At 58.6% G+C, this 25,584-nt stretch carries 20 protein-coding genes; 13 read left to right on the plus strand and 7 right to left on the minus strand.

Features of this window, described 5'->3' with window-relative positions; all coding sequences use genetic code 11:
* The first annotated feature begins 189 nt into the window (after nucleotides 1–189).
* Together thiI and typA are read left to right on the plus strand one after the other, a co-directional pair.
* Entirely contained in the window at nucleotides 190–1,644 is a 1,455-nt protein-coding gene (gene thiI, locus GHO41_RS06790) for a tRNA uracil 4-sulfurtransferase ThiI (protein WP_048386453.1), read from the plus strand.
* 139 nt (nucleotides 1,645–1,783) lie between these two features.
* A complete protein-coding gene (gene typA, locus GHO41_RS06795; protein ID WP_048366775.1) occupies nucleotides 1,784–3,604 on the plus strand; it encodes a translational GTPase TypA in 1,821 nt (606 codons plus the stop codon).
* A 200-nt stretch (nucleotides 3,605–3,804) separates the two neighbouring features.
* Here typA and GHO41_RS06800 read toward each other — a convergent pair whose 3' ends face one another.
* Nucleotides 3,805–4,242, minus strand: a complete 438-nt coding sequence (locus GHO41_RS06800; RefSeq protein ID WP_048366966.1) for a YkgJ family cysteine cluster protein — start codon at nucleotides 4,240–4,242, stop codon at nucleotides 3,805–3,807.
* Nucleotides 4,243–4,496: 254 nt separating this feature from the next.
* Between GHO41_RS06800 and GHO41_RS06805 the strand changes: the two genes are divergently transcribed.
* The 4 genes from GHO41_RS06805 (at nucleotide 4,497) to GHO41_RS06820 (ending at nucleotide 9,230) form a co-directional block, all read left to right on the plus strand.
* On the plus strand, nucleotides 4,497–6,944 hold the full coding sequence (locus GHO41_RS06805; RefSeq protein WP_153433227.1) for a glycogen/starch/alpha-glucan phosphorylase: 2,448 nt from the start codon (nucleotides 4,497–4,499) through the stop codon (nucleotides 6,942–6,944).
* 234 nt (nucleotides 6,945–7,178) lie between these two features.
* Nucleotides 7,179–8,189, plus strand: a complete 1,011-nt coding sequence (locus GHO41_RS06810; protein WP_153328092.1) for a class 1 fructose-bisphosphatase — start codon at nucleotides 7,179–7,181, stop codon at nucleotides 8,187–8,189.
* A 203-nt stretch (nucleotides 8,190–8,392) separates the two neighbouring features.
* On the plus strand, nucleotides 8,393–8,647 hold the full coding sequence (gene bamE / locus GHO41_RS06815) for an outer membrane protein assembly factor BamE (protein WP_048386449.1): 255 nt from the start codon (nucleotides 8,393–8,395) through the stop codon (nucleotides 8,645–8,647).
* 19 nt (nucleotides 8,648–8,666) lie between these two features.
* On the plus strand, nucleotides 8,667–9,230 hold the full coding sequence (locus GHO41_RS06820; RefSeq protein WP_153390710.1) for a lipocalin family protein: 564 nt from the start codon (nucleotides 8,667–8,669) through the stop codon (nucleotides 9,228–9,230).
* Between the two features lie 81 nt (nucleotides 9,231–9,311).
* Here the strand turns inward: GHO41_RS06820 and GHO41_RS06825 are convergent, their stop codons facing one another.
* Nucleotides 9,312–10,700 (minus strand): inorganic triphosphatase, encoded by a 1,389-nt coding sequence (locus GHO41_RS06825; RefSeq protein WP_153390709.1) that lies wholly within the window; start codon nucleotides 10,698–10,700, stop codon nucleotides 9,312–9,314.
* A gap of 156 nt (nucleotides 10,701–10,856) precedes the next feature.
* Here GHO41_RS06825 and argE point away from each other — a divergent pair, with 156 nt between their 5' ends.
* Together argE and argA are read left to right on the plus strand one after the other, a co-directional pair.
* Nucleotides 10,857–12,008: an acetylornithine deacetylase gene (gene argE / locus GHO41_RS06830; RefSeq protein WP_153390708.1), complete on the plus strand. Its 1,152-nt coding sequence runs from the start codon at nucleotides 10,857–10,859 to the stop codon at nucleotides 12,006–12,008.
* A gap of 135 nt (nucleotides 12,009–12,143) precedes the next feature.
* Nucleotides 12,144–13,442, plus strand: coding sequence for an amino-acid N-acetyltransferase (gene argA / locus GHO41_RS06835; protein ID WP_048366768.1), 1,299 nt, complete (start codon nucleotides 12,144–12,146; stop codon nucleotides 13,440–13,442).
* Between the two features lie 133 nt (nucleotides 13,443–13,575).
* Here the strand turns inward: argA and gshA are convergent, their stop codons facing one another.
* From gshA to GHO41_RS06850, 3 genes are all read right to left on the minus strand, one after another.
* Nucleotides 13,576–15,159, minus strand: coding sequence for a glutamate--cysteine ligase (gene gshA / locus GHO41_RS06840; RefSeq protein ID WP_153433228.1), 1,584 nt, complete (start codon nucleotides 15,157–15,159; stop codon nucleotides 13,576–13,578).
* A 199-nt stretch (nucleotides 15,160–15,358) separates the two neighbouring features.
* The gene (locus GHO41_RS06845; protein ID WP_048366766.1) at nucleotides 15,359–15,742 is read right to left on the minus strand and encodes a PaaI family thioesterase; all 384 of its coding nucleotides are present in this window, start codon (nucleotides 15,740–15,742) and stop codon (nucleotides 15,359–15,361) included.
* Nucleotides 15,742–18,063 (minus strand): Tex family protein, encoded by a 2,322-nt coding sequence (locus GHO41_RS06850; RefSeq protein ID WP_153433229.1) that lies wholly within the window; start codon nucleotides 18,061–18,063, stop codon nucleotides 15,742–15,744. Before GHO41_RS06850 ends, GHO41_RS06845 begins: the two co-directional genes overlap by 1 nt.
* A gap of 358 nt (nucleotides 18,064–18,421) precedes the next feature.
* On the opposite strand from GHO41_RS06850, the gene ompR reads away from it, so the two are divergent.
* Nucleotides 18,422–19,162: a two-component system response regulator OmpR gene (gene ompR / locus GHO41_RS06855; protein WP_048366764.1), complete on the plus strand. Its 741-nt coding sequence runs from the start codon at nucleotides 18,422–18,424 to the stop codon at nucleotides 19,160–19,162.
* Nucleotides 19,163–19,273: 111 nt separating this feature from the next.
* Entirely contained in the window at nucleotides 19,274–20,587 is a 1,314-nt protein-coding gene (locus GHO41_RS06860) for an ATP-binding protein (protein ID WP_048366763.1), read from the plus strand.
* Nucleotides 20,588–20,680: 93 nt separating this feature from the next.
* Here the strand turns inward: GHO41_RS06860 and rimK are convergent, their stop codons facing one another.
* On the minus strand, nucleotides 20,681–21,586 hold the full coding sequence (gene rimK, locus GHO41_RS06865; RefSeq protein ID WP_048364596.1) for a 30S ribosomal protein S6--L-glutamate ligase: 906 nt from the start codon (nucleotides 21,584–21,586) through the stop codon (nucleotides 20,681–20,683).
* Nucleotides 21,583–22,032 (minus strand): ATP-dependent zinc protease, encoded by a 450-nt coding sequence (locus GHO41_RS06870; protein ID WP_173430587.1) that lies wholly within the window; start codon nucleotides 22,030–22,032, stop codon nucleotides 21,583–21,585. Before GHO41_RS06870 ends, rimK begins: the two co-directional genes overlap by 4 nt.
* 274 nt (nucleotides 22,033–22,306) lie before the next feature.
* Between GHO41_RS06870 and GHO41_RS06875 the strand changes: the two genes are divergently transcribed.
* The 3 genes from GHO41_RS06875 (at nucleotide 22,307) to GHO41_RS06885 (ending at nucleotide 25,515) form a co-directional block, all read left to right on the plus strand.
* The gene (locus tag GHO41_RS06875; protein WP_123751040.1) at nucleotides 22,307–22,711 is read left to right on the plus strand and encodes an RNA-binding S4 domain-containing protein; all 405 of its coding nucleotides are present in this window, start codon (nucleotides 22,307–22,309) and stop codon (nucleotides 22,709–22,711) included.
* A 165-nt stretch (nucleotides 22,712–22,876) separates the two neighbouring features.
* Entirely contained in the window at nucleotides 22,877–23,791 is a 915-nt protein-coding gene (gene hslO, locus GHO41_RS06880) for an Hsp33 family molecular chaperone HslO (RefSeq protein WP_153433230.1), read from the plus strand.
* Between the two features lie 179 nt (nucleotides 23,792–23,970).
* Complete coding sequence (locus tag GHO41_RS06885; RefSeq protein ID WP_153433231.1) at nucleotides 23,971–25,515, plus strand: phosphoenolpyruvate carboxykinase; 1,545 nt, start codon at nucleotides 23,971–23,973, stop codon at nucleotides 25,513–25,515.
* Nucleotides 25,516–25,584 lie beyond the last annotated feature (69 nt).

Raw genomic sequence — 25,584 nt, forward strand, 5'->3', positions numbered from 1 at the left:
TCTCAAGCAGGGCAGCCCACAAGACTACGGATTCACGGCCCTAATCGCACTCAAATGAAGCGAAATAAGTGCTTTATGAACCATTTTGGTGCGATGAAAACCGTTTGTACGATAACTGGTTAAACCTTGAGCAATTTCCGCTATAATCCGCGCCCCCCTTTTTTGGCAGGCTGCTCGCGCGCTGTTTTCATGAAACTAATTGTTAAAGTCTTCCCCGAGATCACTATTAAGAGCCGCCCGGTTCGGATGCGTTTCGTCCGTCAATTGGCTAAAAACATCCGTGCTGTGCTCCGCGATCTGGACCCGGCCGTGGTAGTGACAGGCGTGTGGGACAACATTGAGTTGCAAACCCGTGTGAGCGACCCCAAAGCCTTGAAGGAGATGACCGAGCGCCTGAGCTGCATGCCGGGCATCGCGCACTTCCTGCAAGTCGACGAGTACCCGCTGGGCGACTTCGATGACATCGTTGAAAAGTGCAAACTGCACTACGGCGATGTACTGGCCGGCAAAATCTTTTCAGTGCGTTGCAAACGCGGCGGCAAGCACCCATTTACCTCGATGGAAGTCGAGAAATACGTCGGCAGCAAGCTGCGACGTGAATGCGGCGCGGCCGGCATTGACCTGAAAAAGCCGGAAATCGAAGTCCGTTTCGAAATTCGCGACCAACGGTTGTTTGTGATTCACAGCCAGCACGACAGCATTGGCGGTTTCCCGCTGGGCTCGCTGGAGCAGACCCTGGTGTTGATGTCCGGTGGTTTCGACTCCACCGTGGCGGCTTACCAGATCATGCGTCGCGGCCTGATGAGCCACTTCTGCTTCTTCAACCTCGGCGGGCGTGCCCACGAATTGGGCGTGATGGAAGTCGCGCACTACATTTGGAAGAAGTACGGCAGCTCGCAGCGCGTGCTGTTTGTGAGCGTGCCGTTTGAAGAAGTGCTGGGTGAAATTCTCGGCAAAGTCGACAACAGTCATATGGGCGTCATTTTGAAGCGTATGATGTTGCGCGCTGCGTCCCGCATTGCGGACCGCCTCGAAATTGATGCACTGGTCACCGGTGAAGCGATTTCCCAGGTGTCCAGCCAGACCTTGCCTAACCTGTCGGTGATCGACTGCGTGACTGACAAGCTGGTTTTGCGCCCGCTGATCGCCAGCCACAAGCAAGACATCATCGATCAGGCGAACGAGATCGGCACCGCCGATTTTGCCAAGCACATGCCTGAATATTGCGGGGTGATTTCGGTCAACCCCAAGACCCACGCCAAGCGTCCGCGTGTGGAGTACGAAGAACAACAGTTTGATATGGCCGTGCTTGAGCGTGCGCTTGAGCGGGCCAAACTGGTGCCGATCGATCGGGTGATCGACGAATTGGGCCAGGACTTGCAAGTCGAAGAGGTCAGCGAAGTGCTGGCGGGCCAGATCGTCATCGACATCCGTCACCCGGATGCCCAAGAGGATCAACCGCTGGAACTGGCTGGCATCGAAGTACAAGCGTTGCCGTTCTATGCATTGAACAGCCGCTTCAAGGAACTGGATGAAACACGTCAGTACCTGTTGTATTGCGACAAAGGCGTGATGAGTCGCCTGCATGCTCACCATTTGCTCAGTGAGGGACATGCCAATGTGCGCGTTTATCGACCGAGCTAAGAGCCCGGGGCTGTTTGCCTGTGGCCTGCGTCACCGGCCCCCCGACGCCACCGTCAAGTTGTAACGGCAAGGCCTGACTCTACTGTTAATCGCTGCCACGACCTGTCAGCACACCGAATCCTCTGATCGAGATACACAAGTGATCGAAAATCTACGTAACATCGCCATCATCGCCCACGTTGACCATGGTAAAACCACCCTGGTAGACAAACTCTTGCGCCAATCCGGCACTCTGGAGCGCGGCGAGCTCAACGACGAGCGCGTGATGGACTCCAACGACCAGGAGAAAGAGCGCGGTATTACCATTCTGGCGAAAAACACCGCCATCAACTGGAACGGCTACCACATCAACATCGTGGACACCCCGGGCCACGCCGACTTCGGCGGTGAAGTAGAACGCGTAATGTCGATGGTTGACTCCGTTCTGCTGCTGGTTGACGCTCAAGACGGCCCTATGCCGCAAACCCGTTTCGTGACCAAAAAGGCCTTCGAAGCCGGCCTGCGTCCAATCGTGGTTATCAACAAGGTTGACCGTCCGGGCGCGCGTCCTGATTGGGTTCTGGACCAGATCTTCGATCTGTTCGACAACCTGGGTGCTACCGAAGAACAGCTGGACTTCAAAGTGGTTTACGCCTCTGCCCTGAACGGTATTGCTGGTCTTGACCACACCGACATGGCTGAAGACATGACCCCGCTGTACCAGTCGATCGTCGACAACGTACCTGCGCCAGCTGTAGACCGTGACGGTCCGTTCCAGATGCAAATCTCGGCACTGGACTACAACAGCTTCCTGGGCATTATCGGTGTTGGCCGTATCGCTCGTGGTCGCGTCAAGCCGAACACTCCGGTTGTAGCGATCGACGCTGACGGCAAGCGCCGCAACGGTCGTATCCTGAAGCTGATGGGTCACCACGGTCTGCACCGTGTAGACGTTGAAGAAGCTGCAGCAGGCGACATCGTTTGCATCAGCGGTATGGACTCGCTGTTCATCTCCGACACCCTGTGCGACCCGCTGAACGTTGAAGCGATGAAGCCGTTGACCGTTGACGAGCCAACCGTTTCCATGACCTTCCAGGTAAACGACTCGCCATTCTGCGGTAAAGAAGGCAAGTTCGTGACTTCCCGTAACATCAAGGAACGTCTGGACAAAGAGCTGCTGTACAACGTTGCTCTGCGCGTTGAAGAAGGCGACTCGGCTGACAAGTTCAAGGTTTCTGGCCGTGGTGAGCTGCACCTGTCGGTACTGATCGAAACCATGCGTCGTGAAGGCTTCGAAATGGGCGTTGGCCGTCCAGAAGTGATCATCCGTCTGGTTGACGGCGTGAAGCACGAACCGTTCGAAAACGTCACCATCGACCTGCCAGAAGAATCTCAGGGCAAGGTGATGGAAGAGATGGGTCTGCGTAAAGGCGACCTGACCAACATGGTGCCGGATGGTAAAGGCCGTGTTCGTCTGGAATACAACATCCCTGCTCGTGGTCTGATCGGTTTCCGTAACCAGTTCCTGACCCTGACCAACGGTGCTGGTATCCTGACCTCGATCTTCGACCGTTACGACGTGATGAAGTCGGGCCAAATGTCTGGCCGTCAGAACGGCGTTCTGGTTTCGGTTGAAACTGGCAAGGCACTGACTTACTCCCTGGAAACTCTGCAAGCACGCGGCAAGCTGTTTGTTGAGCACGGTCAAGAGATCTACAACGGTCAAATCGTTGGTCTGAACAGCCGTGACACCGACATGGGCGTTAACCCTACCAAGGGCAAGAAGCTCGACAACATGCGTGCTTCGGGTAAAGACGAAACCATCGCTCTGGTTCCGCCTGTTCGCTTCACTCTGGAACAAGCACTGGAATTCATCCAGGACGACGAGCTGTGTGAAGTGACTCCTAAGTCCATCCGTCTTCGTAAGAAGATCCTGGACGAAGGCGAGCGTACCCGCGCTGCTAAAAAGGCCAAAAACTAAGTTAATTAGTTAGCGGTTACAAAAACGCCCCCGACCTTGCGGTCGGGGGCGTTTTTTTATGTCCGGGGTTTGTGTAACGGCTGACATCTAATGTGGGAGCGGGCTTGCTCGCGATGGCATCACCGCGTTGATTGAGCAAAGTCTGCGTTGCCTGCATCGCGAGCAAGCCCGCTCCCACAAAATGGCTTGAGTAAGGTGCTTTAAAAATTCATCAGCCGTTCGCTGCTGTTTTTACGCTCGACGGCTTTGGGCACGTACGCGCAATAGCCTGGGCGCGGGCCTACTCGCGGGTGGTTGCGGCAGGTGTCGGGGCGTTTGTCGTAGATGGTGCACATACGCGACTTGCGATCCAGGTACAGGCAGTCGTTATTGCTCATGCGCTGCAGGGTGAAAATCCCTGACTTCTGGTTGAAACGCTCAACGATCCCTTCTTTTTGCAGGCGCTTGGCAATGTTCTTCGGCGGGTCGCCCAGCTCGAATTCGTCCACCAGGCCAATGCGGATCAAGTCTTTGACCTTGACCTCAACCGGCAGGGTGCAGCAGCTGGAAATGCAGGAGCCGCACATGGGTGCGGAGTATTTGGCCCAGGTATCGAGACGGTCGATTTCCGCGGCAGCAATCAGGTTGGACTTCATCAGGGGTGTATTCCAGCGTGCATCAGGGCGCGCGATCATACCGGGGTTGATCGCAGAGTGAATCACCATTTGCCGGTTTTTTGTACAAAGTGTGCGTTGAAGCGTTTAGCAGGCGGGGTGCATCGTTTTGGGGCGCTGTTCATTTCGTCTGTTTTTAATAAAAAAAAGCCCGAATCAACGCGCGTTGTTCCTGTCGAACGGTCTAGGCTGACACCACTCGTCCTTCTAATCGCTCCATCCCGCCAGAGGTTGTATCGATGCCCCAGGAACCGCTTGTTCGTGACGCGCAGGTAACGGCTTTTCGTGACGCTGTACTGGCCAAACTGACTTACGCGGTGGGTAAAGACCCGGATCACGCGTTTGACCATGACTGGTTTGAAGCCATTGCACTGGCCGCCCGCGACCATATGGTCGAGCACTGGATGGACCATACCCGGCAGATTTACCGCAAAGACCAGAAGCGGGTGTACTACCTGTCTCTGGAGTTTTTGATCGGCCGTTTGCTCTACGACAGCCTGAGCAATCTGGGCCTGCTCGACGTCGCACGTGAGGCGTTGACCGAGCTGGGTGTGGACCTGGAGCGCATCCGCCTGCTGGAGCCCGATGCGGCCCTGGGCAACGGCGGCCTGGGCCGACTGGCCGCGTGCTTTATGGAAAGCATGTCGACCTTGGGCGTCGCCGCTCACGGTTATGGCATTCGCTACGAGCACGGGTTGTTCCGCCAGAGCATCGTCGACGGCTGGCAGCAAGAGCAAACCGAAAACTGGCTCGACTTCGGCAACCCCTGGGAGTTTGAACGCGCCGAGGTGTTGTACTCAGTAGGCTTTGGCGGGTCGGTTGAAACCAAACAGGACGAGCAAGGCCTGTCACGGCAAATCTGGTGGCCCAGCGAAACCGTGCGCGCCATCGCCTACGACACGCCGGTGGTCGGCTGGCGCGGGGCCAGCGTCAATACCTTGCGCCTGTGGCGGGCAAGGGCGCTGCATGACTTGAACCTGGGGCGCTTTAACGCCGGTGACCACTTGGGCGCGGTGGCCGAAGTGGTGCGGGCCGAGAGCATCTCGCGCGTGCTGTACCCGGCTGACAGCAACGAGGCTGGCCAAGAGCTGCGCTTGCGTCAGGAGTTCTTCTTTGTTTCGGCCTCGCTGCAAGACCTGCTGCGCCGCCACCTGAACGTCCACGACACCTTGCTCAACCTGGCCGAACATGTCTCGATCCAGCTCAACGACACACACCCTTCGATTGCTGTCGCCGAGCTGATGCGCATTCTGGTCGATGAGCACGGCATCGAGTGGCACACCGCCTGGCAGGTCACCGTCGACACGCTGTCGTACACCAACCACACCTTGCTGCCCGAGGCGCTGGAGACCTGGCCGGTGGGCCTGATGGAGCGCCTGCTGCCGCGCCATATGCAGATCATCTACCTGATCAACGGCTACCACATCGACCAATTGCGCGAGAAAGGCATTCACGACTTTGGCGTGCTGCGGGCCGTGTCGCTGATCGAAGAAGACAACGGCCGCCGGGTGCGCATGGGCAACCTGGCGTTTCTTGGCTCACACAGCGTTAACGGCGTGTCGGGCTTGCACACCCAACTGATGCGCAGCACGGTGTTTGCCGATCTGCACAAGCTGTACCCCGACCGTATCAACAACAAAACCAACGGCGTGACCTTCCGCCGCTGGCTGTTCCAGGCCAACCCGCCGCTGACCGCGATGCTCAAAAACGCGCTGGGCGAAGATGTGCTGGATGAAACTGAACATAAATTGATCAAGCTCGAACCGTTTGCCGAGCGCGCTGACTTCCGCAAACAGTTTGCCGAACAGCGCCTGCAGAGCAAATGCACCCTGGCGGCGCTGATCTACGAGCGGCTGGGTGTTGTGGTCAGCCCTGAAGCGATGTTCGACGTGCAGATCAAACGGATCCATGAGTACAAGCGCCAGTTGCTTAACCTGCTGCACACCGTGGCGCTGTATCAGGCCATTCGGGCAGAGCCGAGCAACAACTGGGTGCCACGGGTGAAGATCTTCGCGGGCAAGGCGGCGGCCAGTTATACACAGGCCAAGCTGATTATTAAGCTGGCCAACGACATCGCCCGCACGGTTAACAGCGACCCCACGGTGCGCGGCCTGCTCAAAGTGGTGTTTATCCCCAACTACAACGTCAGCCTGGCTGAGAACATCATTCCGGCGGCGGACCTGTCCGAGCAAATCTCTACTGCCGGCTACGAGGCGTCGGGCACCAGCAACATGAAGTTCGCCCTCAACGGTGCGTTGACCATCGGCACCATGGACGGTGCCAACGTGGAGATGAGTGAGCGCATCGGCGCTGAAAACATGTTTATTTTTGGCCTGACCTCCGAGCAGGTCGAAGCCCGCAAGCTCAATGGCGAGTTCCATGCCTCGGCGGACGTTGCGGCGTCGCATCGGCTCAATGATGTGCTGCAAGCCATACGCGGCGGGGTGTTTTCCCACGACGACCCGGCGCGTTACACCGGTTTTGTCGATTCCCTGATCGAGTACGACCGCTTTTTGGTGTGTGCCGACTTTGATGCTTATTGGGATGCGCAGATGCGCGTTGAACACCTGTGGCACAACCCGGACGAATGGTGGCGCAAAGCTGTGTTGAACACCGCACGCGCGGGCTGGTTCTCATCGGACCGGACCATTCGTGAATACGCGACCGACATCTGGAAGGCGTTGTAATACCCCTGTAGTCGCTGCCGAAGGCTGCGATCGAGTCCGCAGGGCTCGCGTTTTTAACAACGAAGCCCCTTCGGGCCTTATCGCAGCCTGCGGCAGCGGCTACTGTTTTAAGTTGATTTAAGGGTTCAGCACCGGCCTCTCCGTCGGTTGTGAGTCTGTTTAGAAGATTTGCACGGCAACACGCGTTAAACTGCGCGGGTTTTTTCGCCCCCTCCCCATTGTTCGGAGCCTTACATGTCCCGCGTTACCCTGAGTCGCTATTTGATCGAGCAGACCCGTAGCAACAACACCCCTGCTGATTTGCGTTTCCTCATCGAAGTGGTGGCGCGTGCTTGCAAAGAGATCAGCCACGCCGTGTCCAAAGGCGCCCTGGGCGGTGTTCTGGGCAGCATGGGCACTGAAAACGTGCAAGGTGAAGTGCAGAAGAAACTCGACGTGATTTCTAACGAAATCCTGCTCGAAGCCAACGAATGGGGCGGTCACCTGGCCGGCATGGCGTCCGAAGAAATGGACAATGCCTACCAGATCCCGGGCAAATACCCGAAAGGCGCCTACCTGCTGGTATTCGACCCGCTGGACGGTTCGTCGAACATCGACATCAACGCGCCGGTCGGCACGATCTTCTCGGTGCTGCGTTGCCCGAACGAATACCTGAGCCAGAACGAGCCGTTGAATGAAAAGGCCTTCTTGCAGCCAGGCACCCAACAGGTTGCTGCCGGTTATGCCATCTACGGCCCACAGACCATGCTGGTTCTGACCTTGGGCGACGGCGTAAAAGGCTTCACCCTGGACCGCGAAATGGGCAGCTTCGTGCTGACCCACGAAAACATCAGCATTCCGGAAACTACCCAGGAATTCGCCATCAACATGTCCAACCAGCGTCACTGGGAAGCCCCGGTACAGCGCTACGTTGACGAATTGCTGGCTGGCGAAGACGGCCCGCTGAACAAGAACTACAACATGCGTTGGGTGGCCGCGATGGTCGCTGACGTGCACCGCATCCTGACCCGCGGTGGTCTGTTCATGTACCCGCGCGACAGCCGTGAGCCTTCCAAGCCGGGCAAACTGCGCTTGATGTATGAAGCCAACCCGATGTCGTTCCTGGTTGAGCAGGCGGGCGGCGCGTCGACTGACGGCCATCAGCGCATCCTCGACATCCAGCCAGAAGGCCTGCACCAGCGCGTAGCGGTGTTCCTGGGCTCGAAAGAAGAAGTGGCGCGCGTGACCTCGTACCACAAAGCGTAAAACCCTGGCTGCACCCGACAATCCCTGTGGGAGCGGGCTTGCTCGCGATGACATCGACACGGTCTATTCGTTAGACCGAGTTGTATGCATCGCGAGCAAGCCCGCTCCCACAGTCGTTTTTACTCACGGGAACCACCCCGCGCTTTTCTCTTCTAAGCTTGCAGCAGGCAGCGATGCCGATTCTTTTATTCAGGAGCTTTTCCATGAAGTTGCGTTCTTTGGCGTTGTTGTCGTTCTGTGTGTTGCTGGCGGCTTGCAGCAAGGTCAATCAAGAAAACTACTCCAAACTGTCGGCGGGCATGACCAAGGCCGAGGTGGAGCAACTGCTGGGCAGCCCAACCGATTGCTCGGGTGCGCTGGGTATGTCGAGTTGCACCTGGGGCGATAAGAGCAGCTTTATCAGCGTGCAATACGCCGGTGACAAAGTGCTGATGTTCTCGGGGCAGGGCCTCAAATAAAGCGCAGGGAGCGTTTGCGATGAAACGTCTTTTAGTTTGCCTCGGGGCTGCCTGGTTACTGGCCGGGTGCTCAACATCCAACAACGACGCGCTGGCACCGAACACGGTGGGCAGCGTCGACTTACAGCGCTATCAGGGCACGTGGTATGAGCAGGCGCGGTTGCCGATGTTCTTCCAGCGTAACTGCGCGCAATCCGAGGCTCAGTACACGCTCAAACCTGACGGCAATGTCGCGGTGTTGAACCGTTGCCGAACGGCAGAAGGCAAGTGGGAAGAGGCCAAGGGCACCGCCAGCCCGCAAGTGCCGGGCAAAACCGACAAACTGTGGGTCGAGTTCGATAACTGGGTGTCCAAGCTATTGCCGGGTGCGACCAAGGGCGATTACTGGGTGTTGTACTTGGGGGATGGCTACAGCACTGCGCTGGTCGGCAACCCGGACCGGCGCTACCTGTGGCTGCTGTCACGCAAGCCGCAGATCGATCAGCAAACCCGCGACGAACTGCTCAGCAAGGCTCAGCAGCAGGGTTATGACACCACCCGCCTGATCTGGCGAGCACCCGACGCGGACATGCCAAAAGAGTAAATCCGTGTGTAGGAGCTCGCGATCTTTTAAAGATCAAAAGATCGCGAGGCTCGCTCCTACAGGGAGGTGGGTGCTATTGGCTTAGGCGCGCAGCAGGGTTTTCCAGGCGCGGTTCTGGTACACGGCAATGGCTTGTTGCTTGCGCGCGTTGAGCAGCAGGTCATTGCTCTCGGCGTCGTCAGTGATTGGCAAGTTCGCCAATTCTTGCAACTTGTTCATCTCGCCGTACAAGCGATCCACTTCCGGGATCTCCAGCACGCCACGCGCCAGGCGCAACCAGGCCTGAATACGCTCAATGCGTGGCAGTTGCTCGGCCAAGTCTTCTGGCTGCTGCTGGTAGCGGTTCAGACGCAGCGCAATGGCCTCGTCCGACAGCAGGCGTGGCAGCCAGCTGGCCAATTGTGCAGCGCCCTGGCGGTTGCCACGGGTGGTGCCACGGTCGATGGTCCAACTGCGGGCCAGCAGCCAGCGTGAGGTGTTCAGCGAGAACTGGCCCCAGCGCGGGTCTTCCAGTTCTTCGAGGAACTGCTCAGGGGCAGCTTTACGCACGTCTTCATCGTCCTGGCCGATTTGTACAATCGGGCGCCAGTCTTCAAGCAGGGCATCCAGCTCGGCCCGCAGGGTGTGGGTCGATTGGCGCGGGGCGGCCTGGCCGAGGCTGCTGACCAGTGCACGCAGGTCAATCAACTGGTGCAGCCAGTCTTGCAGCAAGCGCCAGTGGCCATTAAAGCGATATTGCTCAGCCAAGCGCTGGCTGTTGCCCAACAGGTGCCAGGCCAACGCGGCAAAGGCGTCGTCCAGCGGCGTTTCTGGGGTCAACTCAGGGGCTGGCAGGGTGACGGTGTAGCTGTTGGCGTCGAACAGGCGATAGCCGCGCTCAGCCTTGCTGATGTCGCAAGGCATCAGCGGCAGTTTTTCAGCCAGCTCGGCGGCCAGCTCCAGCAGGGCGGCAGGCTCGCCTTCGCGCAGTTCGAGTTCCAGCTCGCAGATTTCTTCTTTCTGCTTGCCGGCAATCACGTGGCCCAGGTCCAGCGCGGCTTCGATCACTACTTTGGCTTTGCCACGGCCCCACGAGATTTCAGCGCGCTCGCGAACGAAATCGGTGGTGAAGATCGGCTTCAGGGTTTTTTTGTCCAGCTCGGCCAGTTCGTCAGGCCAGCATTCGCCTTCGAGCTTTTTGATGTCGAGCTTGGCCTTGGGCAAGTGCCAGTCGTATTCGTTGCGCTCCGACAGCCCGGCAATGCTTTGGCCGCGGGTCTTGAGGGTTTGAATCACCTCTTCGCCATCGCGGCGCAGGCGCAGGGCAACCTTGGCCTTGGCCAGATCGCGCTCAGGCGTGTCGAAGTACTGGTTTAACAACTCACGGCTTTCCCAGCCACTTTTGTTGCGTTTTTTCAGCAAAGGGTGCTCGCGCAAGGCGGCGAGGGTTTCTCGGCTGACGCGGAGCTTGATTTCGGTTTCTTTTTGCATGGCCGGAAAATCCAGGAACGGTGCGCAGCCGGGGAAAGTGTGGCTGCCAAGGCCGTGCAGTGTACAGGACTCACCGCCCCGGCGCGTCGCGCGGGTTTATTCTGTGGCGCAGATGGCTCTATGATGGGCCTCGCCCAGCCAACAGGAAGCCAGCGCATGCCCTTACCGTCCCTCAAAGAGCAATTCGCTGCGTTGATCGGCACGCCGTCGGTCAGTTGTACTCAGCCCCATCTGGATCAGTCCAACCGCCCCGTGATCGATTTGCTGGCCACGTGGCTGGGTGAGTTGGGCTTCAGTTGCGATATCCAGCAGGTCAGCCCCGGCAAGTTCAACTTGCTCGCCAGTTTCGGCAGCGGCCCCGGCGGTCTGGTACTGGCCGGCCACAGCGACACGGTGCCGTATGACGAAGCCCTGTGGCAGACCGATCCGCTCAAGTTGACCGAAGTGGACAATCGCTGGGTAGGCCTGGGCAGTTGCGACATGAAGGGCTTTTTCGCCTTGATCATCGAAGCCGTGCGCCCGCTGCTGGACCAACCATTCAAGCAGCCGCTGCTGATTCTGGCCACCTGCGACGAAGAAACCTCCATGGCCGGTGCGCGTGCGCTGGTCGAGGCCGGGCGGCCGCTGGGGCGTGCCGCGGTGATTGGCGAGCCGACCGGGCTCAAACCCATCCGCATGCACAAAGGCGTGATGATGGAGCGCATCGACATTTTGGGGCGCAGCGGCCATTCATCGGACCCAAGCCTGGGCCACAGCGCGCTGGACGCCATGCACGACGCAATCACCGAGCTTAAAGGGCTGCGCCAGCAATGGCTGAACGAGTACCGCAACCCGCAGTTCAGCGTGCCGCAACCGACCCTCAACTTTGGCTGCATCCATGGTGGCGACAACCCGAACCGGATTTGTGGCCAATGCTCGCTGGAATTCGACCTGCGGCCTTTGCCAGGCATGGACCCGGCGCTGTTGCGTTCAATCATTCGCAGCAAACTCGATCCGTTGGCCGAGCGCCATCAGGTCAAAATCGACTTTGCCCCGATTGCGGCAGGTGTGGCGCCGTTCGAGCAGGCGGCTGACAGCGAATTGGTGCGCGTGGCCGAGCGGCTCACCGGGCATCGCGCCGAAGCAGTAGCGTTTGGCACCGAAGCACCTTATCTTCAGCAGCTTGGCTGCGAGACCATCGTGTTGGGCCCGGGTGATATCACCTGCGCGCATCAGCCCGGTGAACACCTCGAAATGTCACGTTTGCAGCCGACAGTGCGTCTATTAAGCCAACTGATCGAACATTATTGCCTGACCCCGGCCCAGTAAATGGCCGCAGGCCCGACCCGTATACACAAGGAGAGCACGCGTGTTGCCAAGTTTGTTTCGACGATAACTACCAGCCTGCTGTGCGTTTGCTGTTTTTGCCCTTTTTAGGCGGCTCATTTTTTACAGGCTTTGGTTATGCACGATTACGTTAACTGGCTGCGTCATGCTTCCCCTTACATCAATGCTCACCGCGACTGCACCTTTGTCGTCATGCTCCCCGGCGACGGTGTAGCGCACCCCAACTTTGGCAACATCGTCCACGACCTGGTACTGCTGCACAGCTTGGGCGTGCGGCTGGTGCTGGTGCATGGTTCGCGTCCGCAAATCGAAAGCCGTCTTGAAGCCCGTGGCCTGCAACCGCATTACCACAAAGGCATGCGCATCACCGACGCTGCGACGCTGGAGTGCGTGATGGACGCCGTGGGGCAATTGCGCATCGCAATTGAAGCGCGCTTGTCCATGGACATGGCCTCATCGCCCATGCAGGGCTCGCGTTTGCGCGTGGCCAGCGGCAACCTGGTGACCGCACGGCCGATTGGCGTGCTCGATGGCGTGGACTACCACCACACCGGCGAAGTGCGCCGGGTCGACCGCAAGGGCATTAATCGCCTGCTGGACGAGCGTTCCATCGTGCTGCTGTCGCCCTTGGGTTACTCGCCCACCGGCGAAACCTTCAACCTGGCCTGCGAAGACGTCGCCACCCGCGCCGCCATCGACCTGGGCGCTGACAAACTGCTGCTGTTTGGCGCTGAGTCCGGGTTACTCGATGAACAAGGGCGGCTGGTGCGTGAGTTGCGGCCACAGCAAATCCCGGCGCACATGAAGCGTCTGGGCAGCGATTACCAGGCCGAATTGCTTGAAGCGGCTGCCGAGGCGTGCAGCGGTGGCGTGGCCCGCAGCCACATCGTCAGCTACGCCGAAGACGGTGCGCTGCTGACCGAACTGTTTACCCGCCACGGCGGCGGCACCCTGGTTGCCCAGGAACAATTTGAAGTCACCCGCGAAGCGGCGATTGAAGACGTGGGCGGTTTGCTGGACCTGATCAGCCCGCTGGAAGAGCAGGGCATCTTGGTGCGCCGTTCACGGGAAGTGCTGGAGCGTGAAATCGAGCAATTCAGCGTGGTTGAGCGCGAAGGCATGATCATCGCCTGCGCGGCGCTGTATCAGATTGCGGATTCGGATGCCGGTGAACTGGCGTGCCTGGCGGTCAACCCGGAGTACCGTCATGGTCGTCGGGGTGATGAATTGTTGGAGCGCATCGAAAGCCGTGCACGGGCGCAGGGGCTGAAAACCTTATTCGTCCTCACGACACGCACGGCTCACTGGTTCCGTGAACGCGGCTTTGAGCCCAGCAGCGTCGAACGCCTGCCAGCAGCGCGAGCGTCGCTGTACAACTTCCAGCGCAACTCCAAAATCTTTGAAAAGGCGCTGTAAAACATACAAGGCCTGTAGTCGCTGACGAGGCACGAAGGCTGCGATGGGTTGCGAAGCGACCCCGGACGGCGGTCCTGCGGCCCGCATCGCAGCCTTCGTGCCTCGACAGCGACTACAGAGTCGCTGTATCGCCTTAGTTACTGATCGCCAAAATACTCGCCTGGTACGAGGCCACGAACAGGTCGAAATCACCTTCTTCGATTTTCTCGGTCTCGGCTTGTTCGAGTAGCGATTGCTTGGCTTTGGCTTCGAACGCGGCCTGGTCTTCCGGGCTCAGCGGGGTGTCGCGGAAGTACTCCGCGTGGGCCTGGCTCTGGCGCATCGAAAACTGGGCGAAGCTTTCTTTGTGTTCAGTCATGCTGGCCAACACTTTGGCCGACGGGGTCAGGGACACGTCCTTAACCTTGGCAAACTGATCGTCCAGCGCCTTGCTGTGGGCGTCGCCGCCATGCACTTGGTCCAGCAATGCCGCTACCGGGGCGATTTTTTCCAGCAGTTCTGCCGCCCACTCTTTCAGTTCGACCGCTTGGCCCTGACGCTGCAATTGTAGACCCGGGCGGCGACCTTCTTTGACCACGCTCAAGAAGTTGGACGTGCAGTTGCCGCATTCGCTGCTCTCGAACTGCGGGCTCTCTTGCAGTGCGCAATACAGCAGGAAGGCGTCCAGGAAGCGTGCTTGCGGCAGGTCGATGCCCACCGGCAGGAACGGGTTGATGTCCAGCAGGCGCACTTCAACGTACTGCACGCCACGGGCCACCAGGGCCTGGATCGGGCGTTCGCCGGTGTAGGTCACGCGCTTGGGGCGAATGTTGGAGTAGTACTCGTTTTCGATTTGCAGAATGTTGGTGTTCAGTTGCACCCATTCGCCATCTTTGTGCGTACCGATCTCGACATACGGCGGGTACGGCGTCGCCACGGCCTTGCGCAGGCTGTCGGTGTAGCTGTCGAGGTTGTTGTAGCAAGGCGTGAGGCCCGCCTGGGCGTTGCTCTGGTAACCCAGGTCGCTCATGCGCAGGCTGGTGGCGAACGGCAGGTACAGCGTGTCGGCATCCAGTTGCTCCAACTGGTGCGAACGGCCGCGCAAGAAGCCGGCATCCAGCGCAGGTGAGGCGCCAAACAAGTACATCAGCAACCAGCTGTAACGGCGGAAGTTACGAATCAGCGCGATGTAGGCGTCCGACTGGTAATCACGGTCGGTACCGACAAAGCCCTCTGCTTGCTTGAGCACCGGCCACAGGGCCTCAGGCAGGCTGAAGTTGTAGTGGATCCCGGCGATGCACTGCATGGTCTTGCCGTAACGCAGAGCCAGGCCCTTGCGGTACACGTACTTGAGCTGACCGATGTTGGACGTGCCGTAGTAGGCAATCGGAATGTCTTCTTCGGCCGGCAACGGGCACGGCATCGAAGGGCTCCACAGGAACTCGTTGCCGAGTTTGCTGTAGGCAAAACGGTGAATCTTGTCGAGGCTGGCCAGCGTGTCCGCAGGGTCGGGCAGGGCCGGGGTAATGAACTCCAGCAGCGACTCGGAATAGTCAGTGGTGATTTGGTCGTTGGTCAGCGCCGACCCCAGTTCTTCAGGATGCGGGGTCTGCGCCAGTCGTGCATCGGCCGTTACGCGCAGGCATTCGCGCTCGATACCATGCAGGCACTGCTCGAGCAAAGAGAGGTGTGTGCGCTCGCCAAGTAAGTTCAGGCGGCGGTTGAGAAGTTCGCTCAAGTTAGATTCCTTCACGCGTCAGTCGCCCCAATATGGGGGTGGTCAGGACGGTCTACAAGGGTGAAGTTATACCGGCGTGGTCGCCTGGCTTTGTAGGGGTGATGCTCAGCCCCGTCCCTGTTTCGGTATTACGGCGCTCCGAGCGCATTTCGGCACTGATTTCACAGTGCCGAAATTAACTCAAATGACCTGATGACCGCTACAGGACAGCGAACGTGCCTTGTGCTTTAGCGACCAGTTTGTCGCCTTGCATGACGTCCGCTTCGACGACAAACGTCCGTCGGCCGGGGTGGATGACCTTGGCGATGCACAGCACATCGCCGTCTGACACGGAGCGCAAGTAGTTGATCTTGCACTCGATCGTCACGCTTTGGCGGTCAAAACCATGGGCGCCGGAACAGGCCAGCCCCATGGTGATGTCGACCAGGCTGAAAATCACCCCGCCGTGCATTTTGCCGCCACGGTTGCGCAGCTGCGGCTCAAGGCTTAGCGCGACGTGCGCAATGCCGTCTTCCACCGACTCGACGCGGCAGCCGATCAACTCGCTGAACGCGCTTTGGGTCAAACCCTCAGGCAGCGTCATTAGCGTTTCTTCAGCTGTTTGGCATTGGCGAACAACGAAGCCATTGCGTTGTTGGCCGGGGCAGCGGCGACTGTCTCTTTGCGTGGGGCCGAGTTTTGCTGACGAGGCGCCGAACCTGGGCGGGCACCGCGCGCGCCGTCGATTTTCTCGCCGGGGGTATCGCTCATGCGCATCGACAGGCCAACGCGTTTACGCGGGATGTCGACTTCCATGACCTTGACCTTGACCACGTCACCGGCTTTAACGGCTTCACGCGGGTCTTTGATGAACTTCTCGGACAAAGCCGAGATGTGCACCAAACCGTCCTGATGCACGCCGATATCGACGAACGCACCGAAGTTGGTCACGTTGGTGACCACGCCTTCGAGGATCATCCCCAGCTCCAGGTCTTTAAGGTCTTCAACCCCTTCCTGGAACTCTGCCGTCTTGAACTCGGGACGCGGGTCGCGGCCGGGTTTTTCCAGCTCTTGCAGGATGTCGGTGACGGTCGGCAGGCCGAAAGATTCGTCGGTGAATTTTTTCGGGTCCAGGCGCTTGAGGAAGCTGGCGTCGCCGATCAGCGAGCGAATGTCACGCTCGGTGTCCGAGGCGATGCGCTTGACCAGCGGGTAGGCTTCCGGGTGAACGGCCGAGGCGTCGAGCGGGTTGTCACCGTTCATCACGCGCAAGAAACCGGCGGCTTGTTCGAAGGTTTTTTCGCCCAGACGGCTGACTTTTTTCAGCGCCGCGCGGGTTTTGAAGGCGCCGTTTTCATCGCGGTGGGCCACGATGTTTTGCGCCAGGGTGGCGTTAAGGCCGGAAATACGCGCCAGCAGCGCGACCGAAGCGGTGTTCACGTCCACGCCCACGGCGTTTACGCAGTCCTCGACCACGGCGTCCAGGCCGCGTGCCAGTTTGAGCTGGGACACGTCGTGCTGGTATTGGCCGACACCAATGGATTTAGGGTCGATTTTCACCAGCTCGGCCAGCGGATCTTGCAGGCGGCGGGCGATCGACACGGCGCCACGGATCGACACGTCGAGGTCCGGGAATTCCTTGGCGGCCAGTTCAGAGGCCGAGTACACCGATGCACCGGCTTCGGACACCATCACTTTGGTGACTTTCAGGGCCGGGTATTTTTTGATCAGCTCAAGGGCCAACTTGTCGCTTTCGCGGCTGGCGGTGCCGTTGCCGATGGCGATCAGCTCAACCGAATGCTTGGCGCACAGGGCGGCCATGATCGCGATGGTCTGATCCCACTTGTTGTGCGGCACGTGCGGGTACACCGTGGCGTGCTCAAGCAGTTTGCCGGTGGCATCGACCACGGCGATCTTGCAGCCGGTGCGCAGGCCCGGGTCCAGGCCCAGCGTGGCACGCGGGCCAGCAGGGGCGGCCAGCAGCAGGTCGTGCAGGTTGTGGGCAAACACGTTGATCGCTTCGGTTTCTGCGGCGTCGCGCAGTTCACCCAGCAGGTCGGTTTCGAGGTGGGTGTAGAGCTTGACCTTCCAGGTCCAGCGCACCACTTCGCTCAGCCATTTGTCTGCCGGGCGGTTTTGGTTTTCCAGGCCGAAGCGCTGGGCAATCATCATTTCGCCAGGGTGCATGGTGCCGGGCAGTTCTTCACCGACCTTGAGCGACGAGCTGAGGATGCCTTCGTTGCGGCCACGGAAAATCGCCAGCGCGCGGTGCGACGGCATGCTTTTGAGCGGTTCGTCGTGTTCGAAGTAATCGCGGAACTTGGCGCCTTCTTCTTCTTTGCCAGCGATAACGCGGGCGCTGAGGGTGGCTTCCTGCTTCAAGAAGCTGCGCAGTTTATCCAGCAGGCTGGCGTCTTCGGCGAAGCGTTCCATGAGGATGTACTTGGCGCCATCGAGGGCGGCCTTGACGTCTGCCACGCCTTTTTCGGCGTCAACAAAACGTGCGGCTTCGGTGTCCGGGTTGAGGTTGGGGTCGTTGAACAGGCCGTCAGCCAGTTCGCCGAGGCCGGCTTCCAGGGCGATCTGGCCCTTGGTGCGGCGCTTTTGCTTGTAAGGCAGATATAAGTCTTCGAGGCGGGTCTTGGTGTCGGCCAGCTTGATGTCGCGGGCCAGTTCAGGCGTCAATTTGCCTTGTTCTTCGATGCTGGCGAGGATGCTGATGCGCCGTTCGTCGAGTTCACGCAGGTAGCGCAAGCGTTCTTCCAGATGACGTAACTGGGTGTCATCCAGGCTGCCTGTCACTTCCTTACGGTAGCGAGAGATGAAGGGTACGGTGGAGCCTTCATCCAGAAGAGCGACGGCCGCTTCGACCTGCTGCGGGCGCACGCCAAGTTCTTCGGCGATGCGGCTGTTGATGCTGTCCATAAAACCACCTGACAAATTGTGATGCAGGCTCGCAGGCCCGGGCTGTAAGGCTTGCGAGACTGGTTGAGCGGCCCGAAGGGCGCCGCTACCTGGGCCAAAAGGGCAGCCTGTTGACCCGTGAAATCAGCAAATTACGGCAGGCATTGAAAAAATAAATCCTGGCGCAATGTTTGAAAAACCGAGATTGCCTGACACAAAAGGCGGCGCATTATAACCAGCGTTCCCGGATTCAGGGGATTGCGCACTTCACCCGCTATACTCGGCGCACTGGCCGTGAAGGAAAAATCTGCTAACAATGCACACGATGCGTATAACAGCAGCTAAGCCATAATGCGCGCCGAGATCACAGGAGCATCTAATGAGCAGCACTGCACAAACGGCTGAAGGCGAAAAAATTCTTATCGTTGATGACGATCCAGGGCTGAGCAGCCTGCTGGAGCGTTTCTTCGTCAGCAAGGGCTACCGCGCCCGCGCTGTGCCGAACGTCGAGCAAATGGACCGTTTGCTGGCTCGTGAGGTATTTAACCTGGTAGTACTGGACCTGATGCTGCCCGGCGAAGACGGGCTGTCTGCGTGCCGTCGACTGCGTGCAGGCAACAACCAGATACCGATCATCATGCTGACGGCCAAAGGCGACGAACTGAGCCGTATCAAAGGGCTTGAACTGGGGGCCGACGATTATCTGTCCAAACCCTTCAACCCTGACGAACTGATGGCTCGGGTAAAGGCAGTTCTGCGCCGCCAGGCCTCGCCTGTACCGGGGGCTCCGGGCAGCGAAGACGAAAGCGTCACCTTTGGTGATTACGAGTTATCCCTGGCCACGCGCGAGCTCAAGCGTGGCGATGAAGTACACATGCTCACCACCGGTGAGTTTGCCGTACTCAAGGCGTTGGTCATGCATGCGCGCGAGCCGTTGACCCGCGACAAGCTGATGAACCTGGCCCGTGGCCGTGAGTGGGATGCACTGGAGCGTTCAATCGACGTTCAAATCTCCCGCCTGCGCCGCATGATCGAGCCGGACCCTTCCAAACCGCGCTACATCCAGACGGTCTGGGGTGTCGGTTATGTGTTCGTGCCGGATGGCAACGCAACCAAGTGATGTCGCCTGTGCAGGCGCGAGTCACCCAGTGGCCTTAGGGCGCCGGGTGGCTCGCACTTCATTCTATTGCGGGTCTTGGTACTCGTCCCTGCAACGTGTAAAGCGCCATCTATGAAAACCCCTCTGTGGTTCCCCCAAAGTTTTTTCTCCCGCACCCTCTGGCTGGTGCTCATCGTCGTCCTGTTCTCCAAGGCATTGACCCTGGTTTATCTGTTGATGAACGAAGATATGTTGGTCGACCGCCAATACAGCCACGGCGTGGGCCTGGTGCTGCGCGCCTATTGGGCAGCTGATGAAGAGAACCGCGCCAAGATCGCCGATGCCGCAACGCTGACGCGTGTGGTGGGCGGCGGGGTACCAGAAGGCGAGCAACACTGGCCTTACAGCGAGATTTACGAGCGTCAGATGCAGGCCGAACTGGGTGCCGACACCGAAGTGCGTTTGCGCATGCACTCGCCTCCGGCGCTGTGGGTACGAGCGCCGAGCCTGGGCGATGGCTGGCTAAAGGTACCGTTGTACCCGCACCCGCTGCGTGGGCAAAAAATCTGGAGCGTACTGGGCTGGTTCCTGGCCATCGGGTTGTTATCCACCGCTTCGGCGTGGATTTTCGTCAGCCAGCTCAATCAGCCACTTAAGCGGCTGGTTTATGCGGCCAGGCAGTTGGGGCAGGGGCGCAGTGTGCGCCTGCCGATCAGTGATACACCGAGCGAAATGACCGAGGTGTACAGCGCCTTCAACCAGATGGCTGAAGATGTGGAACAGGCAGGCCGCGAGCGCGAACTGATGCTGGCGGGTGTGTCCCATGACTTGCGCACGCCGTTGACGCGTTTGCGTTTGTCGCTGGAGTTGATGGGCAACCACAACGACCTGACCGACGACATGGTGCGCGACATTGAAGACATGGACGCCATTTTGGATCAATTTTTGGCGTTTATCCGCGACGGTCGCGATGAGCCGGTTGAAGAAGTTGACCTGTGCGAACTGATCCGCGAAGTCGTTGCGCCGTATAACCAGAATGACGAACAGGTGCGCTTGCGCTTGCAGCCCATTCAGCCGTTTGCGTTGCGTCGGGTATCGATGAAGCGCCTGCTCAACAACTTGATCGGCAACGCCTTGCACCATGCGGGGGATGACGTTGAAGTGGCCGCCTATGTATCGGGCGATACCAGCGCGCCTTACGTCGTGCTGAGTGTGATGGACCGCGGTGCAGGCATTGACCCGTCCGAGCTGGAAGACATCTTCAACCCGTTTATTCGCGGTGATCGTGCCCGAGGCGGCAAAGGCACTGGCTTGGGCCTGGCGATTGTTAAACGTATCGCCTCCATGCACGGCGGCAACGTTGAGTTGCGTAACCGTGCCGGAGGCGGCCTGGAAGCCAGAGTCCGGCTGCCGCTGGGTTTGATGTTGCCGCGCGGCGCCGTTTAAACACACACCCTGTAGGAGCGAGCTCGTCTCGCGATCTTTTGATCTGTTAAAAGATCGCGAGGCAAGCTCGCTCCTACACGTTTTTGGGTGCGTTTAACCCTTCCCTTTAGTCCGCGTCATGTTCGGGCCGCTGTTTTTTTCCAGATGCTCAATGATGATCCCCGCCACATTTTTGCCCGTGGTGGTTTCGATCCCTTCAAGCCCCGGCGATGAGTTGACTTCCAGCACCAGCGGGCCGTGGTTGGAGCGCAGAATATCGACACCCGCCACGCTCAACCCCATGACTTTGGCTGCACGAATAGCCGTCATGCGTTCTTCGGGGGTGATTTTGATCAGGCTGGCGCTGCCGCCACGGTGCAGGTTGGAGCGGAACTCGCCCGGCTTGGCCTGGCGCTTCATGGCGGCAATCACCTTGTCGCCCACCACGAAGCAACGGATATCGGCACCGCCCGCTTCCTTGATGTATTCCTGCACCATGATGTTCTGCTTGAGGCCCATAAAGGCTTCGATCACCGACTCGGCCGCCGTCGCGGTTTCACACAGCACCACGCCAATGCCTTGCGTGCCTTCCAATACCTTGATCACCAGCGGTGCGCCGTTAACCATTTCGATCAAGTCCGGGATGTCATCCGGCGAGTGGGCAAAACCTGTCACCGGCAAGCCCAGGCCACGACGCGAGAGCAATTGCAGCGAGCGCAATTTGTCACGTGAACGGGCAATGGCCACCGACTCATTGAGCGGAAACACGCCCATCATTTCGAACTGGCGCAACACCGCACAGCCGTAAAACGTCACGGATGCACCAATGCGCGGGATTACTGCATCAAAGCCTTCCAGCGGCTTGCCACGGTAATGGATCTGCGGCTTATGACTGGCAATGTTCATATAGGCGCGCAAGGTATCGATCACCACCATCTCATGGCCTCGTTCGGTCCCGGCCTCAACCAGGCGACGAGTGGAATACAGACGCGGGTTGCGCGACAGCACAGCGATCTTCATGCAGCACCTTTGGAGGAGGTAGTAGTCACCGGAAACACCGGCTTGTCTTGAACGTATTTTTGCCCCGGGTTAACGACCAACTGGCCGTCGACCAGCGCTTTTGAGCCCAGCAACAGGCGGTAGCGCATCGATTTGCGGCAAGCGAGGGTGAATTCGACTTGCCACACATGATCACCCAAGGCCAAGTCGGTGCGTATGACATAGCGCACCTGTGTGTGACCGTTTGAGCTCTTAATGGTTTTAATCGCCACTAACGGCGCTTCGCAGCGACGGTGGCGCAGTTGTACCAACGTGCCCAAATGGGCATTGAAACGTACCCACTCGACACCGTCGCGCTCAAAAGGCTCGATCTCGGTGGCGTGCAAGCTGGAGGTACTGGCGCCGGTGTCGATTTTCGCGCGCAAGCCGGCGACGCCCAAATCGGGCAGCGCCACCCACTCGCGCAGACCGACAACGGTCAAATGATCAAATGTCTTCAATATAAGTAACCAGCGATTAACGTATTCAGGTTGCAGGAAGGGCCCTGCAGGTCACACATGAAAGCCAACAAGCGGTATTCACGCAGAATAGCTGGCAAATGGCGACAGTTTTCCTACGGGGGGATGCAATGCAGTGATTGAGCTGCAATGTTGGCCGATGAGCATTCTATCGGGCGTATTCCTTCCTTGGTTCATCAAAAGTAGTAGTACAGTTCTGTGAATTTAAATGAAGGGGCTTCCAATGGCGCAGAAACAGGAAGAGGACGACAAAGTCCGGTTGGACAAATGGCTGTGGGCCGCCCGCTTCTATAAAACCCGGGCGTTGGCCAAGGCGGCCATTGAAAGTGGCAAGGTTCACTGCCGTGGCGAGCGTTGCAAGCCCAGCAAAGAGCCGCGTGTGGGTGATGAGTTGCAGATCCGGGTAGGGCTTGAAGAGCGCACCGTCGAAGTCAAAGCCTTGTCGGTGGTACGTCGTGGCGCCCCGGAGGCGCAAACGCTGTATGCCGAAACCGAACAAAGCATCGCCAAGCGCGAAAACGCGGCCGCGCTGCGCAAGGCCGGGGCGATGGGGATCAGTACCGACGGCAAGCCGACCAAAAAACAACGTCGCCAACTGCACCAGTTGCATGACGTGAGCGATTTGTAACAACAGCAGTGGCGGATACGTTGTGGGCTGCCATTGCTTTGCCGTGCGTCGTGTCTGTGCAGACATGACTTGTAACTGCGCAGGTGAAACGCCATATAGGGTTATTAGCCAGCGGCCTGTTAAAGCCCCACCTACATTAAGTAACCCATTCAGAACTCTATTCTTATGTCCGATTTACTCAAAAACGACCTCCCAAAAGACGCCACCCAACGCTTTATGTTTGACACCTGCGATGCCCGTGGCGAGCTGGTTTCGCTTGAGCACAGCTACGCAGAAGTGTTGGCCAAACATAACTACCCAGAACCGGTCCAGCAATTGCTGGGCGAGCTGATGGCGGCAGCGGCGCTGCTGGTGGGCAACCAGAAAAACGACGGTTTGCTCAGCTTGCAAGCGCGTTCCGAAGGCCCGGTGCCATTGTTGACCATCGAGTGCACCAGCGAGCGCGAAATCCGTGGCCTGGCCCGTTTTGATCCTGAGCAGATTGCCCCGGATGCCACCTTGGCCGACCTGCTGCCAGACGGTCTGCTGGCCATTACCGTTGTGCCCAAAGTGGGCGAACGCTCCCAGGGTTTTGTGGACCTGGATGGCGACACGCTGGCTGACTGCTTCACCAATTACTTCGTCATGTCTCAGCAAGTGCCTACGCGTTTCTGGCTGAAAGCAGACGGCCTGCGTGCACGTGGCATGCTCTTGCAGCAACTGCCCGCCGACATGATCCATGACGAAGACGAGCGTGCTGATAAGTGGAAAGAACTGCTGATGCTGGGCGATACGCTCAAGGCTGAAGAACTGATGGGGCTGGACAACGAAACCATCCTGCACCGTCTGTACCACGAAGAAACCGTGCGCGTGTTTGACTCAGAAGCACTTGAGTTCAAATGCAGTTGCTCGCGTGAGCGTTCAGGCAATGCATTGACCAGCCTGGGCCATGAAGATGCGCTCAATCTGGTGGCCGAACACGGTGGTCATATCGAGATCGATTGCCAGTTTTGTAACGCTCAATACCTGTTCGATGCGGCCGATGTGGATCAATTATTCTCCGGCGCGGGTGTTCAGTCGCCTTCCAATACTCATCACTAAAACGTTTCAGCGCAGGTGAAACACCTGTCAATTACCGTTCTTGCGCGGTTCTGACAGGTGGGCCCTACTCTTTTTGGCCATTTCTGGCATAATCCGGCCCACTTTTTTCGCGGTAGTAGTGCAACTATTTCTACTACAAAACGTTTGGCGCACTCGGCCAATGGCCGACGGGGAACCTCATGACGCAAGCTAATAACGCCGTGCACATCGATCTGAGCATCGACGAACTGGTAAAAGAAGCCCTGAACCGTGGTGAAGGCGAGCTTGCCGACAGCGGTGCACTGGTTGTTCGTACCGGCCATCGCACGGGTCGTTCACCTGCTGACCGCTTCATTGTTGAAGAACCGACCACTCAGGACGCAATCGCCTGGGGCCCGATCAACCGCAAGTTCCCGGCCGACAAGTTCGACGCGCTGTGGAACCGTGTTTCGGCTTACGTGGCTGAGCGTGAGCGTTTCGTTTCTCACGTTCATGTAGGCTCTGATCCGGCGCACTACCTGCCCGTCAAAATGACCACCGAAACCGCGTGGCACAACCTGTTTGGCCGTTGCCTGTTCATCAACCCGGAACAGTACAACCCGGCGGGCAAAGACGAGTGGCAAATCATCAACGCACCGAACTTCGTTTGCGAGCCAGAGCGTGATGGCACCAACTCCGACGGTTGCGTGATCATCAACTTTGCAGCCAAAAAAGTGCTGATCGCAGGCATGCGTTACGCCGGCGAAATGAAAAAAGCCCTGTTCTCGGTTCAAAACTTCCTGCTGCCAGCAGTCGACGTTCTGCCGATGCACTGTGCGGCCAACATGGGCGAAGAGGGCGACGTGACCCTGTTCTTCGGCCTGTCGGGCACCGGTAAAACCACCCTGTCGGCTGACGAAAGCCGTTACCTGATCGGTGACGACGAACACGGCTGGGGCGTGGGCGTGGTGTTCAACATCGAAGGCGGTTGCTATGCCAAGTGCATCGACCTGTCCGAGAAAAACGAGCCGGTGATCTGGAAAGCCATCCAGCACGGCGCGGTACTGGAAAACGTTGTTATTGATCCAGTCACCAAAAAAGCGGACTACGCAGACGACAGCCTGACGCAAAACAGCCGTGCTGCTTACCCGCGTGAACTGATCGAAAAACGCGCACCGAAAAACCTCGGTGGCGAGCCAAACGCTGTGATCTTCCTGACCTGCGACCTGACCGGCGTACTGCCACCGGTGTCGATCCTCAGCGAAGAACAAGCGGCTTACCACTTCCTGTCGGGTTACACCGCACTGGTAGGTTCGACTGAAATGGGTTCGGGCAGCGGCATCAAGTCGACCTTCTCTACCTGCTTCGGCGCGCCATTCTTCCCACGTCCTGCTGGCGAATACGCAGAGCTGCTGATCAAGCGCATCCGCGGTTTCGGCTCCAAGGTTTACCTGGTTAACACCGGTTGGACTGGCGGCGGCTACGGCGTTGGCAAGCGCTTCAACATCCCGACCACCCGTGGCGTGATTGCAGCGATCCAGAGCGGTGCTCTGATCGGCGCAGAAACCGAGCACCTGGACACCATCAACCTCGACGTGCCATTGGCCGTACCGGGTGTTGACACTGCCCTGCTGAACCCACGTAACACCTGGGCTGACAAAGCGGCCTACGACGAAGCGGCCAAAGCCCTGGCTGGCCTGTTCGTTGAGAACTTCAAGAAGTTCGACGTCAGCGACGCGATCAAAGCTGCTGGCCCGAAGCTGTAAGTATCGGTTAGCGCATTGATCTACAAAAAAACCGCCTGAAAGGGCGGTTTTTTTGTGCCTGAAGATTTA

The organism is Pseudomonas sp. FSL R10-0399 (assembly GCF_009600165.1).
GTDB lineage: Bacteria > Pseudomonadota > Gammaproteobacteria > Pseudomonadales > Pseudomonadaceae > Aquipseudomonas > Aquipseudomonas helleri.